Below are 13,573 nucleotides of genomic sequence, written 5' to 3' on the forward strand. Positions count from 1 at the left end.
ATGACATGCCCACGGCGGGTGGTCGGGCACCCCCGCCCCCGCCGGGGCGTTGTTCACTACCGCGGTGAGCACAACCAGCCTGAGGACCGTCCCCTTCAACCGGACCCACGTCTGCGACAACGAGCTCGGCTATCTCGCCGAGGCCGTACGGCTCGGCTCGACCTGTGGCGACGGGCCGTTCACGCGACGCGCCACCGCACTGCTCAAGGAACTGACGGGGGCGGGGGAGGCGCTGCTCACCACGTCGTGCACCCACGCGCTGGAGATGTCGGCGCTCCTGCTCGACCTCCGTCCCGGTGACGAGGTGATCATGCCGTCGTTCACCTTCTGCTCGACGGCCAACGCGTACGCCCTCAGGGGAGCGGTGCCGGTGTTCGCCGACTGCCGGCCGGACACCCTCAACATCGACGAGCGGCTGATCGAGGCCGCGATCACCGAACGCACCCGGGCGGTCGCCATCGTCCACTACGGCGGGATCGCCTGCGAGATGGAGACGATCGGCGAGATCTGCGAGCGGTACGGCCTGGCCCTGATCGAGGACAACGCACACGGACTCGGCGGGTCCTACCGAGGCCGCCCCCTCGGGTCGTACGGCCGCATGGCGGCGCAGAGCTTCCACTCGACCAAGAACGTGCAGTGCGGCGAAGGCGGCGCGCTGCTGCTGAACGACCCGGAGACGGCCGCCCGCGCGGAGATCATCCGGGAGAAGGGCACCGATCGCAGCCGCTTCTTCCGCGGCCAGATCGCCAAATACCAGTGGGTCGACATCGGGTCGAGCTACCTGCCCTCGGACGTGCTCGCCGCCATGCTCACCGCCCAGTTGGAGTCGTTCGACCGGATCCAGGCGCGGCGCCACGCGGTCTGGCAGGCGTACCACGAGGGACTGGCCGGCTGGGCCGCTGCCAACGGCGTCCTGCGGCCGACGGTTCCGGACGGCTGCGCGCACCCGGCGCACCTCTACTACCTGCTCATGCCCGATCTGCACCATCGTCAGCGGTTCATCGCCCACCTCGCGGCCGCGGGCGTGCAGGCGGTGTTCCACTATCAGCCGCTGCACAGCGCCCCGGCCGGCCTGCGGTACGGGCGCACCGCCCCCGGCGGCTGCGCCGTGACCGAGAACGTCGCCGACCGGCTGGTACGGCTGCCCCTGTCCGCCGGTCTCGACGGCGACGAGGTGACCCGGGTGATCGACGCCGTGCTCACCTACAAGGTGCGCTGATGGGCTGGCAGGAGGTGATCGAGGCGTCCGGGCGCGTCCGGGCCGTCGCTTCGCCGCTGGAGACCGCGAGGTTCGGCCGCACGGTGGCGCGCATCACCGTCTCGGCGGAGTCGGCGGCACCGCTGCGGGACGTACGCGCCGCCGTCGCCGAGTCGGCGGCCGACGTCGTCGTGCTGCGCTACCCCGCCGCGTACGTCGGCTGGTTCGCCGAGCTGACCACGCTCGGCCGTACGGCCGTGCTGGCCGACTCGCTCGTCTACTGGCGGTTGCGCGCGGGGGAGGGCCGTACGCCCCGGACCACGCCCGGCCTGACGGTGTGCGGCGGGGCGGACCCCGCCGAGGTCCGGGCACTCGTCCGCGACGTCTTCGCCGCGTACGGCAACCACTACCTGGCCGATCCCCTCTTCGATCCGGCGGACGCGCTGGCCGGCTACGAGGAGTGGGCGCTGGGGTCGGCCGCCGCGGGGGAGTGCCTCACCCTCCGCGGGCCGGCCGGCCCGCTCGCGCTGGCCACGCTCGCGGAGGACGCGGCGCGTACGGAGATCCTGCTCGCCGGGGTGGTGGCCGCCGCCCGGGGACGCGGCGTCTACGCCCACCTGCTCAGGGCGGTCGAGGAGCGCACCCTGTCACGCGGCGCGGCCGAGGTGGTCATCTCCACCCAGGGGCACAACACCGGGGTGCAGCGGGCCTGGGCCAGGTACGGCTTCGAGCCGGTGCACACGGCGCTCACCGTCCATCTGATCCGGAGCCCACTCCCGAGATGACCACCGCGTCGCCCGGCACCCGGCCCGCGTCCGTCCGCTCGCTCACCACGTAGGTCGGGCGGCCCATCCCGCCGCCGTGGATGCGGCCGACGTACTCGCCCAGCACTCCGATGGACATCAGCTGCGCCGACGAGAACAGCGCCACCATCGAGGCGATCGTGGTGAAGCCGGCCACCGTGGTGTCCCCGGCGATGAACCGCCACAGCACGACGGCACCGAGCACCAGGCCGATGATCCCCGCGAGGAATCCCAGGTAGCTGGCCGCACGCAGGGGGGCGGCGCTGTAGCCGAGCAGCATGTTCACGGCGTGGCGCACCAGCGTCCTGGGCGTGTAGTTGGACCTGCCGTCCTCGCGCTCGCTCATGTGCACGAGCACCGACCCCACCCGGGTGGTGGCCCACGAAAGCGCCACGTCCACCGAGGCGTGCGGTCCGGACAGCCCCTCGAACGCGTCGCGCAGCCGGGTGCGGAAGGCGCGGAACGCGCTGATCTCCCGCGCGGTGCGGATGCCGAGCGCGACCGACATCCCCGCCTTCACCGTGCGGGAGGCGAGACTCCGCAGGAAGCCGTGTTCCTCCTGGTACGGCATGCCGTACACGAGGTCGAGCCGTTCGCCCCGCAGTTCGGCCAGCAGGTGGGGGATCTGCTCGGGCTGGTGCTGGAGGTCGTCGTCCATCGTGACGACGACGTCGAACCTGGCCTCCCTGATGCCCGCGACCAGGGCATTGTGCTGTCCGTAGTTGCGCGACATGCGGATGGCGCGCACGTTCTGGAACCGGTGCGCCAGATCGGCGGCCACCGTCCAGGTGTCGTCCGGGCTTCCGTCGACGACGAGGATCACCTCGTGCGGCGGGGAGACGTCCCGCAGCACCGGCAGCAGCCTGGCGACCAACTGCGGAAGGGTCCGCGCCGAGCGATAACACGGAATCACCACCGACACCGACATTGATTCCCCCGGTTCATTCCCAGCACCTATTACACTGCGCGACATGCTCGAATTGAAGAGCCCAGATCACAGGAAATCTACGGCGGCGCGGTGGGACTCGCTGCCGGCTCTCCCGCGTCTTCTCGTGTCGCTTCTGCGGGGCCAGCGCAGCACATATCTACTGGCCGGCGCCATGACCGCCGGTGTGTATTACGCGCTTCTTTGCCTGGAATTGCTGGTGGCCGGGGGAGCGGTGCCCTATCTTTTCCTCGTCGTGGTCGGGCACCTGATCACCGTGGTGATCGTCTATCCGGTCTACCGGCTGGTCGTGTTCCGGTCAGGAGGCGGCTGGATCACCGGCTACCTGCGCTTCTACGTCGTCGGGCTGAGCTTCCTCGGCGCCTCCGTCATCGGCCTGCCCGTTCTGGTGGAGCTCGCCGGGATTCCGCTCCTCATCGCCCAGGCGCTGATAATCCTGCTGAGCCCGCCGCTGAGCTATGCGATAAACCGGTCCTGGACGTTCCGGGACCGGGCGTCTGAATCCGGCAAGGTATGCGACGTCGTTCGGTAAAAGCGGCCGGTGCGACGGAACCCGGCGATTCCGCGGCCGATAATTTCAAGCGGAGATCCGGCCGCTCGGTGTGTTCTCTGTTCGGGCGGCAAAATCCAGGAAAGGACTCGGCACGCGTGAAGGCACTAGTCCTGGCGGGTGGCAAGGGGACGCGGCTGCGCCCGCTCACCCACACGTCGGCGAAACAACTGGTTCCGGTCGCCAACAAACCGGTGCTCTTCTATGGGCTGGAGGCCATCAGGGACGCCGGCATCACCGACGTGGGGATCATCGTCGGCGACACCGGGCGGGAGGTCAGGGAGGCCGTCGGCGACGGCTCCGCCTTCGGCCTCGACGTCACCTACATCGAGCAGGAGGCCCCACTCGGGCTGGCGCACTGCGTGCTCATCGCCCGGGAGTTCCTGGCCGATGATCCGTTCGTGATGTACCTGGGCGACAACTTCCTCGTCGACGGCATCACCGGTCTGGTCGACGCCTTCCGCGCGGACCGCTGCGACGCGCGCATCCTGCTCACCCGCGTGGCCGAGCCCCAGTTCTACGGCGTCGCCGAACTCGGCCCGGACGGGGAGATCGTCAGCCTGGAGGAGAAGCCCGAACACCCGCGCAGCGACCTCGCCATCGTCGGGGTCTACACGTTCTCGCCCGCGATCCACGAGGCCGTACGCGCGATCGAGCCGTCGGCACGCGGCGAGCTGGAGATCACCGACGCGGTCAAGTGGCTGATCGACACCGGCCACCGCGTCCGGTCCCACCTCGTCACCGGCTACTGGCGCGACACGGGCCGGCTGCAGGACATGCTGGAATGCAACCGCATCGTGCTGGAGGCGATCGAGCCCGACACCGGGGGGACCGTGGACGGCCTGTCGGAGGTGACCGGCCGTGTCGTCATCGCCCCCGGCGCCGTCGTCGAGGGCTCGGTCATCCGGGGGCCCGCCGTGATCGGAGCCGACACGAAGATCATTCGCTCGTATGTCGGGCCCTACACCTCGATCGGGGAGGGCTGCGTGCTGGAGGACGCCGAGGTCGGCTACAGCATCGTGCTCGGCGACTCGGCGATCAGGGGCGTCAGCGGGCTCACGTACTCGCTGATCGGCCGCAACGTCGAGGTCACGCGGGCGGCCGGAGTGCCCAACACCCATCAGCTCATGGTCGGCGATCACAGCAGGGTTCAGGTGCGCGCATGAAGATCCTGGTCACCGGCGGCGCCGGGTTCATCGGCTCCCACTACGTGCGGTCGCTGCTGTCCGGGGCCTACCCGGGCTACGAGAACGCCCACGTGACCGTGCTGGACAAGCTCACCTACGCGGGAACGCTGGCCAACCTGGCCCCGGTCGAGACCAACCCCAGGCTCGCCTTCGTACGCGCCGACATCAGCGACATGGACCGGCTCAGAGACGTCGTCCCCGGGCACGACCTGATCGTGAACTTCGCCGCCGAGACCCACGTCGACCGCTCGATCACCAGCGCCGGCGACTTCGTGACGACCAACGTCCAGGGCACCCAGCGGCTGCTGCAGGCCGCACTGGAGGCCGGCGTCCGCACGTTCGTCCAGGTCTCCACCGATGAGGTGTACGGATCGATCGAGACGGGATCGTGGACGGAGGAGGAGCCGCCGCTGCCCAACTCGCCCTACTCGGCCGCGAAGGCCGGTGCCGACCTGCTCTGCCGCGCCTACCACCGCACCTACGGCCTGGACGTACGGGTGACCAGGTGCTCCAACAACTACGGCCCCTACCAGCACCCGGAGAAGGTCATCCCGCTGTTCGTCACCCATCTCATCGACGGCAGGCCGGTCCCACTGTACGGCGACGGCCGCAACGTGCGGGAATGGCTCCACGTGGCCGACCACTGCCGGGGCGTCCAGCTCGTCGTGGACAAGGGTTCGGCCGGTGAGATCTACAACATCGGGGGCGGGGTCGAGCTGACCAACCTCGAACTCACCGAGCGGCTGCTCGCGGCCTTCGGCGTCGGCTGGGAGATGGTCAGGCACGTACGCGACCGGCCCGGGCACGACCTGCGCTACTCGGTCGACTCCAGCAAGATCCGCTCGATCGGCTATGAGCCCCTGGTCGACTTCGGCGATGGCCTCGCCGAGGTCATCCGGTGGTACCGCGACCACGAGCACTGGTGGCGCTTCCACTCCTGTCCGTGATCTTGCGAATACTCGCACATCGGGCTGTGAGCAGGGGTTTCACGGTCGTGATCTTGCAGTTTCTCGCAGATCTGCCCCCTGAGCGGCGGAAACTCTGTTCGTGATCTTGCATTGACAAGTGCAAGATCAGCTAGAGCATTGCCGCAGGTCGGACGGCCGGCGTGCGAGAAACTGCAAGATCACCGATTCGATTCGCGCAGGTCAGGTGGATGGTCTGCGAGAAAATGCAAGATCACGGGGAAGGGGGTGTGGGGTGGCGGCGTTACGCGCCGCCCACCACGTACCGCCCACGCGGCCCCCGCGATAGCGATGGATGTGGGGAGCAGCAGTCCTGAGACGATCGCGCCGGCGCCCCGCCCGCAGACCAGGACGGTCGTCGCGGTGGCGAGGACGAACCCGGCGAACAGCGAGGCGGACGGGCCCAGCCGCGTCCGCCCGCCGCCGAGGCAGGCGCAGGCCAGCCCGGCGAGCAGCGCGCCCGGCAGTACGGCATGGGCCGGCTCGGCCGAGGCGAGTGCCGCGCAGGCGAGGCAGGCGGCCACCGCGGCGGCGGCGCTCGTCGCCGCCCGGTCGAACCGGTCGAGCAGGGCGAAGCCGTTCGTCGCGGCCACCGTCCACATCACCGTGACAGGTCCGTCCACCAGATCGCCGGTCAGCGTGATCTGCAGGCCGCACAGCACGATGCCGCCGGCGGCCAGCGACTGCACGCTCAGCCGCGTTATCACGGGAAGCGGCGAGATCTCCTCGATCACGCCGAGTACGGCGACCGCCCACGCGGCCAGCAGGATCGCGGAGATCCGCCAGTCGGCGAAACCCGTGGCGGCCACCGGCACCGTCGTGATCGCGGCGATCGCGATGCCCCTCATCGGCGGGCGGCTCATCGCGGCGCGCCGCAAAGCGACCGGTAAAGCGCCTCGATGTCGGCGACGAGCCGGTCGACCCCGAACGCCCGCGTCGTCCAGCGGCGGGCCGCGTCGCCCATCCACTTGGCGAGGCCGGGATCCTTCAGCAGCCGGACGGTGTGGTCGGCCAGGTCGGCCACGTCGGGACCGGCCAGCAGCCCGGTACGCCGGTCCCGGACGACCTCCTCGACGCCGCCCGTCCGGGTGGACACGACGGGGACCCCGGCCATCCCCGCCTCGACCAGTGCCAGCGGTGTTCCCTCGTTGTCGGAGGTCAGCAGCAGCACGTCGGCCGCCGCGTAGACGGTCTCCACGTCACGACGCCAGCCCAGCAGCCGGAAGGAGTCCCAGATCGGGCGGATCGCCCGCTCCACCTCCTTCTTGAGCTCGCCGCCGCCGCAGATGAGGAAGCGGCAGTCGGGCATGTGCTCCAGGACCTCGTGCGCCACCTCGACGAACCGGTCCGGCCGCTTGACCCTGGAAAGGCGCCCGACGTAGGCGACGACCGGCACGTCGGCCGGGATCCCGAGGGCGAGCCGGGCCGCCATGCGGTCGGGAACCGGGCCGAGCTGGACACCCGGCGGGATCACGACGTACTGCTCGTGGCTGCCGACGCCGGAGCTGACCAGGTCGTCCCTGACCTTCGCCCCGCCGGTGACCAGCCGGTCGCATCCCACCGCGACGTACCGTCGCAGCCGGACGCGCAGCGACCGCCTGAGCGGTGACGTGCGGCCGAGGGGGAGCGGGGTGTGGAACACGTGGACGCGCGCCGCTTCGACACCGGACAGCCGTACGGCGAGCCGTCCCAGCGCCCCGGCCTTGGTGGTCCGGGTGTGGACGATGTTCGGCCGGAACTCGCGCATGGCGGCGACCAGCCGGCGCAGGGCGCGGTAGTCGGCCGGCCTGATCGATCGGCCGAGGCCCGGGATCCGGTGAACCGGGATCGTCACGTCGCGTAGATGCAGGTGGTCGCCCTCGCCGCCGTCCACGTAGCCGGTGTACAGGCGGTGGTCGAACGCGTCGGAGTCGAGCCGCTCACATAGCCCCGCCACCTCGGTAGCGGGGCCGCCGACGTTCATTCGGGTGATGATTTCCATGACACGAATCCGGTTGTCCGGTTTCATGCGGGCTCCTCCCTGATCACGTCGGAGAAGCTAACCCGTCACCCTGTTCCGTCGCGCCCACCGTCGCGCCGTTTCGTGGAAGGTTTTCCAGATCTCTAGCCGTGCCTTGCCTTCACGCACCGGGGGCTACGAGGCTCGGACGGGCTCAGTGATCGGGCGTGCCGAGAAACCTGGCGATCAGCTCCTCCGTCCGGGTGGCGAGGAGGGACGCCCGGGTCCAGCCCGCGTAGTGGGTGAGGAAGGAGACCACCTCGCGCAGTTCGTCCGGGGTCAGCACGCCGGTACGCAGAGCCGCGTCGAGCTGAGTCTCGATCATGTCGTGCATGCCGTCGCCCACGAGGAGGCCGAGCAGCAGCAGACGCCGGTCCCGATCGGTGAGCGTCTCGCCCGACCACACCTCGGAGAACAAGCGCTCCAGTGCCGACCCGTCCATTCGCTCAGCTCCCCTACCGGCCAAGGATTTCCTGACAACATTGAAGATGTCGTGTCCGAGACCCTCAGGTGTTACACCCCCCGCAGGTCAGGTCCTGATGACCTGGCCATTCCCCGGAGTCGAGGTCACGAGGCCAATCAAAATTCGGACAAGATTCGGTCAATTTCATCGGGGTGGCATGGAACGCCCCGGCACGGGAGAGCCGGAAAAGCGGGCATGAACACCTCGTGCACCCGCTGAGTGGTCGGACGCTGATGGGGGCGGCCCTCGCCGCATCGCTGCTGTCCGGTTGCGCCGGGCCCGAGTACACCTACATACACGACGATGACGGGGCGACCTACTTCAAGGTGCCCGCCGAGTGGCGGCGAGTCGACCAGAAGGCGCTCGACAGGGCGGTGTTCGGCGAGGAGGAGCGAGAGGACCGAAGGGCCCTCAGGCGGGCGGTCTGGATCGTGGCCTACGACGCCGACGAGCGCCCGTCGATCGAGCATCTGGTCAGCGGCCCGGCAGGAGCCGGCGACCGGCCGTTCGTGCTCGTCAAAGTGCAGAAGCTCAGTGAGGAACAGCGGAACCGGGCCTCGCTGAACATGCTGCGCAACTCCCTCGGCTTCCCCGTCGCGCTCGACGACGACGTACGGCGCAGACTCGACCAGAGCGGGATATATCCGTACAAGGACTTCAAGCTGCTGACGGACCGGGTGCTGCCGGTGGAGGACGGGGTACGCGGCGTGCGCAGCGTATTCACCCTGCGGCACGGCAGCGGGCCCGTCCAGACGTACGACGAGACCGCCTATCTGTCCGCCGACGGGTCGCGGATCTCCTCCCTGGTCGTCAGCTGTTCGCCCGAGTGCCATCGGGTGCATGCCGCGGAGATCGGCCTGATCGCCGAATCCTTCAAGGTCAAGCGCATCCTCAACCCATGAAGGAGTCTCTTGTATGAGCCTTCGCGCACCGGGCTCCGGTCCCGTCGACCGAGATCCGGCGACCAGGAAGCGACTCGCGCTGTGGGACAGGGGGAAGTTCCTGATCCTGCTCGCCGCCGCCTTCTGCGTGCTGATGTGGAGCGACATGGTCGCCTTCCCCGGGCTCATGTCGGCCCGCGACGCCCTGGCGCGGACGGTCACGGGTTCCTCGTGGATCCTGTGGCTCGCCGGTCTGGAGGCCGTCAGGCAGGCGCACTTCCTGATCAGTGAGCGTTCCGCCGCCTATCACCGCTTCTGGACGCACCGGATCTTCGGCGGCTGGAACCGCTGGACGCGGCGCAGGTTCAACGACTGGAACCGGTACCGCATCGCCCGCGCGGTCAAGTGGGCCGTCTGGATCGCGGTCGTCGCGCTCGTGCTCGGCGAGGTGCAGCACGTCTCACCGATCGAGGTGTTGTACGGCGTGCCCGCCACGGTATGGGGGTTCCTGCCCACGGTCCTGCAGGTCGTGCTGCTCATGCTGCTCGCCGTCGGCCAGTTCGTCGCGATCTTCTGGTTTCTGTCACGCGGCGGCGTCGACGTCTACTACCCCGACGACATCAAGACCCGCTTCTCCGATGTGTGGGGCCAGGACCACGTCGTCGAACGGGTCAAGGAGAACATCGTCTTCCTGGAGAAGCCCGACGAGATCGAGGCCAGGGGCGGCTACGTGCCGAGCGGCATCCTGCTGTGGGGGCCGCCGGGCACCGGCAAGACCCTGCTCGCCGAGGCGGTGGCCGGCTCCACCGGCAAGCCGTACGTCTTCGTGGATCCCGGCGCGTTCATCAACATGTTCTTCGGCGTCGGCGTGCTCAAGGTCAAGTCGCTGTTCCGCAAGCTGCGCAAGCTGGCCCTCCGCTACGGCGGTGTGATCGTCTTCTTCGACGAGGCCGACTCGCTCGGCAACCGGGGGGCGCTGGCCCAGGGGGCACCCGGCGGCGCCGGCGGCTGGGGCCGCGCCACGACCGCCCCCTTTCGGCCCGCGCCGTTCCAGCGGGCGGGATGCAACGGGTTCGCCTATCTCGGCGAGGACACCCGCCGGCTGATCGCCGACCGCCTGGTGTACGGCGGCGGCATGGGCGGCGGTGGCGGAATGGGCACGCTCGAGGCGCTGCTCACCGAGATCTCCGGTCTGAAGAAGCCGCGCGGCTTCGTCAACCGCTACGTGCGGCGGCTGCTCGGCATGCGGCCCAAGCCGCCGCCGAAGTACCGCATCCTGATCATGATGGCGACCAACCTGCCCGAGGCGCTCGACGAGGCGCTGCTGCGGCCGGGGCGGATCGACCGCATCTACAAGGTCGGCTACCCCTCGAAGGCGGGCCGGATCCGCACCTACCAGGGCTACTTCGGCAAGGTGCGGCACGAACTGACCGCCGGGCAGATCGACAAGCTCGCCACGATCACTCCGTACGCAACCGGGGCCACGATCAAGGACCTCGTCAACGAGTCGCTGATCACCGCGATCCGGGACGGCCGCGAGCTCATCACCTGGTCCGACGTCATGCGGGCCAAGCGGCTCAAACAGCTCGGCCCGCCCGAGGACGTCGAGTACATCGAACGCGAGCGTCACGCGGTGGCGGTGCACGAGGCCTGCCACGCGGTGGTCGCCTACCGCACACGGCACCACCTGGAGATCGACATCGCGACGATCGAGAAGGGCGCCGACTACCTCGGCATGGTCGCCAGCATCAGGCCCGAGGACCAGTTCACCCGGTGGAGGTCGGAGTACGAGGCGGACATCATGGTCTCCCTCGCCTCCCTGGCCGGGGAGCGGATGTTCTTCGGCGAGGACAACTCCTCGGGAGTGTCGGGCGACCTGCAGTCGGCCACCATGCTGACCGGGCTGATGGAGGCGCACTGGGGCATGGGCATCGGTGTGGCCTCGCTCCCGGCGCTGCAGGAGCTGGGACTGCGTGAGGGCAGAGCGGCCCAGGGCCGGCCCGGGGCCGTACGCGATGAGCCGCTGCCCGACCTGCTTCCGGAGCGGATCGAGGTCAACCTCGCCCGCCTGCTGGAGAAGACCGCCGACCTGCTGCGCGACAACCGCCGCGAGGTGCTCTCGGTCGCCCACGCCCTGGAACAGCACAAGACGCTGGGCGGCGACGACGTGGTCGCGGTCATCGAGTGCGCGAGGGGACCGCTCATCGACGGCGGCGTCTACGGCTCCGATGAGTTCTACGCGGAGATCGAGACCTACCACGAGGCCGCCGCGCGGGCGCACCGCGTGCACAGCACCGTCTCGGTGGAGCTGCCCGTCCCGCCGCACCGGGAACCGGCCCCCCTGCGCTCGACCGGATCGGCGCCGTCGGCCATGCAGCCCCGCCCGTCGGCCATGCAGCCCCGCCCGTCGGCCATGCAGCCCCGCCCGTCGGCCATGCAGCCCCGCCCGTCGGCCATGCAGCCCCGCCCGTCGGCCATGCCGCCTCGGCCGTCGGCCATGCAGTCCCGCCCGGCGGGCGGGCCGCCCGTGCTGAGCGCGCCGCCGCCCGCGCTGGTCGCCCCCGCCTTCGTCCGGCATGACGGCTTCGCGTCCCGCAGGGGCGGGCCGCCGCCCGTGCCGCCCGCCGCCGCTGCGGGGAAGTCCTCCGGCGGCACGTTCTGGGCGATCGCCGGCGCCGTCACGGCCGTGCTGCTGTTCGTCCCGCTCGGCATGGTGCTCGCCGAGCCGCCGAAGGGCATGCCGAGCGGACTCGTGCTCGCGCTGGCCGTCACGCTGATCGCGTTGATCACCGGTCTGACCGCGGCCGTCGTGGTGGCGCGCACGCAGCGGAGGGCGCGCAGGCAGGCCGAGGCGGCCAGAGACCGGGCCGCCGAGCGTGCCCAGTTGCTCGCCGCCGCCATGGATCCCGAGGTCGCGATGCGGCTGCTCGGTTACGACGGCCGCCGCGGCCCCGGCCCATCCAGGTGAGGCCGGTCGCCCCACCCGCGAAGATCAGTAATCGAAGCCGACGACCTGGGACGCCGATCAGAGCCGGAAGCCCAGATCGGGCGTGATCTCCGCCACGTCCATCTGGGCCTTCTGCAGGCGGCCCGAGTAGTCCCAGTTCATCGCCTGCCACCGGGTGAACTGGTCGAGGACCCACATCCCGCTCTGCCTGCTCCCGTTGCCCGACCTGCCGTTCCCGCCGAACGGCAGGTGGGCCTCGGCGCCCGACGTCGAGTTGTTCACGCTGACCATGCCCGCCGAGATCCCGGAGCGGAACCGGAACGCCGCCCGCGGGTCCGTGGTGTAGATCGACGACGACAGTCCGTACCCGGGCCGGTTGGCCAGCTCGATCGCCTCGTCCAGCGTGCCGAACGTCGTCACCCCGACGATCGGCCCGAAGGTCTCCTCCAGGAACAGCCGGTCGTCGGGGCGGACCCCGTCCACGATCACGGGATGGTAGTAGAGGCCCGTGCCGTCCATCCGCCCGGTCGGCCCGGGCAGCACGGTGTGGTGCGGCCTGACCCAGGTGAGGTACTCCTCGTACCGCTCGGCGAATCTGTGGTCAAGCAGCGGGCCGTACAGCACGTCGCCGTTGGGGTCGCCGATCTTCGCGTTGCGTACGGCCTCGGCGAACCGGCCGAGGAACTCGTCGTGGACGTCCTCGTGCACGATGACCGTGCCGAGTGAGGTGCACCGCTGCCCGGCCGTGCCGAAACCGGAGAACAGGGCGCCCTCGACCGCGAGATCGAGATCGGCGTCGGGCATGACGACCATGGGGTTCTTGCCGCCGAGCTCCAGGCACGGCGACTGCAGGTGCCGCCCGCACAGCTCGCCGATCTTCCGGCCCACCTCGCTGGAGCCGGTGAACCCGACCTTGTGCACGGTGCCCTCGCCCAGCGCGGAGTCCAGGCCGGCATAGGTGTCGGCGCCGGAGGCGAAGACGATGTTCAGCACGCCGGGGGGCAGCCCGGCCGCGGCCAGCAGCCGGTAGAGCGCGTGGGCGGAGGCCGCGGCGTACTCCGCGGGCTTCCACACCACCGCGTTGCCGCAGAGCAGGGCGGGCACCAGATACCACGAGGGGACGGCCACCGGGAAGTTGCCCGCCGTCACGATCGCGGCCACGCCCACCGGCACCCGGAACGTGAACAGGCTCTTGTCCGGCATCTCCGACGGCACCGTCTGCCCGTACAGGCGGCGGCCCTCGCCCAGGAAGAAGTCGCAGGTGTCGACGATCTCCCGCACCTCGCCCAGCGCCTCGGCGTACGGCTTGCCGATCTCCTCGGTGACCAGCCGGGCCAGCGCCTCGGTGTTGGCCTCGACCAGGCGGCCGATCGACGCGATCACCCGCCCGCGGACCGGTGCCGGGACCCGCGCCCACTCCCGCTGGGCGGCGGCCGCCGTACGGCACGCGCCGGCGAACGTGCCGGCATCGGCCAGCATGACGGACGCGACGATCTCGTCGGGCCGCGCCGGATTGATCGACTCGTAGACCGTTCCGGAAACGGCCTCACTGTCCCCGATGACGGAAACGATTTGGCGGGTCACGCTGACCTCCGGATTTTCTGGTGTCTGCAGCCTCGACTACACCGTATTCT

At 70.0% G+C, this 13,573-nt stretch carries 12 protein-coding genes; 7 read left to right on the forward strand and 5 right to left on the reverse strand.

Annotated elements, in window-relative coordinates; genetic code table 11:
* Nucleotides 1-64 precede the first annotated feature (64 nt).
* Together rffA and ACQP1K_RS10210 are read left to right on the forward strand one after the other, a co-directional pair.
* The gene (rffA, locus tag ACQP1K_RS10205) at nucleotides 65-1,219 is read left to right on the forward strand and encodes a dTDP-4-amino-4,6-dideoxygalactose transaminase (protein WP_433500631.1); all 1,155 of its coding nucleotides are present in this window, start codon (nucleotides 65-67) and stop codon (nucleotides 1,217-1,219) included.
* Nucleotides 1,219-1,983, forward strand: a complete 765-nt coding sequence (locus ACQP1K_RS10210) for a GNAT family N-acetyltransferase (protein WP_433500632.1) — start codon at nucleotides 1,219-1,221, stop codon at nucleotides 1,981-1,983. The genes rffA and ACQP1K_RS10210 overlap by 1 nt, the downstream gene beginning before the upstream one ends.
* Here the strand turns inward: ACQP1K_RS10210 and ACQP1K_RS10215 are convergent.
* Entirely contained in the window at nucleotides 1,946-2,974 is a 1,029-nt protein-coding gene (locus tag ACQP1K_RS10215; RefSeq protein ID WP_433500633.1) for a glycosyltransferase family 2 protein, read from the reverse strand. The genes ACQP1K_RS10210 and ACQP1K_RS10215 overlap by 38 nt on opposite strands.
* Here ACQP1K_RS10215 and ACQP1K_RS10220 point away from each other — a divergent pair.
* The 3 genes from ACQP1K_RS10220 (at nucleotide 2,973) to rfbB (ending at nucleotide 5,631) form a co-directional block, all read left to right on the forward strand.
* The gene (locus ACQP1K_RS10220; RefSeq protein WP_433500634.1) at nucleotides 2,973-3,479 is read left to right on the forward strand and encodes a GtrA family protein; all 507 of its coding nucleotides are present in this window, start codon (nucleotides 2,973-2,975) and stop codon (nucleotides 3,477-3,479) included. The two genes, ACQP1K_RS10215 and ACQP1K_RS10220, sit on opposite strands and share 2 nt — an antisense overlap.
* Before the next feature lie 116 nt (nucleotides 3,480-3,595).
* The gene (locus ACQP1K_RS10225) at nucleotides 3,596-4,663 is read left to right on the forward strand and encodes a glucose-1-phosphate thymidylyltransferase (RefSeq protein WP_433500635.1); all 1,068 of its coding nucleotides are present in this window, start codon (nucleotides 3,596-3,598) and stop codon (nucleotides 4,661-4,663) included.
* Nucleotides 4,660-5,631, forward strand: coding sequence for a dTDP-glucose 4,6-dehydratase (gene rfbB / locus ACQP1K_RS10230; protein ID WP_433500636.1), 972 nt, complete (start codon nucleotides 4,660-4,662; stop codon nucleotides 5,629-5,631). Before ACQP1K_RS10225 ends, rfbB begins: the two co-directional genes overlap by 4 nt.
* A 179-nt stretch (nucleotides 5,632-5,810) precedes the next feature.
* On the opposite strand, the gene ACQP1K_RS10235 is transcribed toward rfbB, so the two are convergent.
* The 3 genes from ACQP1K_RS10235 to ACQP1K_RS10245 all read right to left on the reverse strand — a co-directional run bounded on the left by ACQP1K_RS10235 (nucleotide 5,811) and on the right by ACQP1K_RS10245 (nucleotide 8,090).
* The gene (locus ACQP1K_RS10235) at nucleotides 5,811-6,497 is read right to left on the reverse strand and encodes a hypothetical protein (RefSeq protein WP_433500637.1); all 687 of its coding nucleotides are present in this window, start codon (nucleotides 6,495-6,497) and stop codon (nucleotides 5,811-5,813) included.
* An 11-nt stretch (nucleotides 6,498-6,508) separates the two neighbouring features.
* The gene (locus tag ACQP1K_RS10240) at nucleotides 6,509-7,657 is read right to left on the reverse strand and encodes a glycosyltransferase family 4 protein (RefSeq protein ID WP_433500638.1); all 1,149 of its coding nucleotides are present in this window, start codon (nucleotides 7,655-7,657) and stop codon (nucleotides 6,509-6,511) included.
* A gap of 145 nt (nucleotides 7,658-7,802) precedes the next feature.
* Nucleotides 7,803-8,090, reverse strand: a complete 288-nt coding sequence (locus ACQP1K_RS10245; protein ID WP_433500639.1) for a carboxymuconolactone decarboxylase family protein — start codon at nucleotides 8,088-8,090, stop codon at nucleotides 7,803-7,805.
* Between the two features lie 227 nt (nucleotides 8,091-8,317).
* Between ACQP1K_RS10245 and ACQP1K_RS10250 the strand changes: the two genes are divergently transcribed.
* Both ACQP1K_RS10250 and ACQP1K_RS10255 read left to right on the forward strand, forming a co-directional pair.
* Complete coding sequence (locus ACQP1K_RS10250) at nucleotides 8,318-9,013, forward strand: hypothetical protein (protein WP_433500640.1); 696 nt, start codon at nucleotides 8,318-8,320, stop codon at nucleotides 9,011-9,013.
* Between the two features lie 13 nt (nucleotides 9,014-9,026).
* Nucleotides 9,027-11,960 carry an AAA family ATPase gene (locus ACQP1K_RS10255; protein ID WP_433500641.1) on the forward strand — a complete coding sequence of 978 codons (2,934 nt, stop codon included), beginning with the start codon at nucleotides 9,027-9,029 and terminating at the stop codon, nucleotides 11,958-11,960.
* A 57-nt stretch (nucleotides 11,961-12,017) separates the two neighbouring features.
* Here the strand turns inward: ACQP1K_RS10255 and ACQP1K_RS10260 are convergent, their stop codons facing one another.
* A complete protein-coding gene (locus ACQP1K_RS10260; protein WP_433500642.1) occupies nucleotides 12,018-13,523 on the reverse strand; it encodes an aldehyde dehydrogenase family protein in 1,506 nt (501 codons plus the stop codon).
* Between the last annotated feature and the right edge of the window lie 50 nt (nucleotides 13,524-13,573).

Source organism: Sphaerimonospora sp. CA-214678, assembly GCF_050942215.1.
Taxonomy (GTDB): Bacteria; Actinomycetota; Actinomycetes; order Streptosporangiales; family Streptosporangiaceae; genus Sphaerimonospora.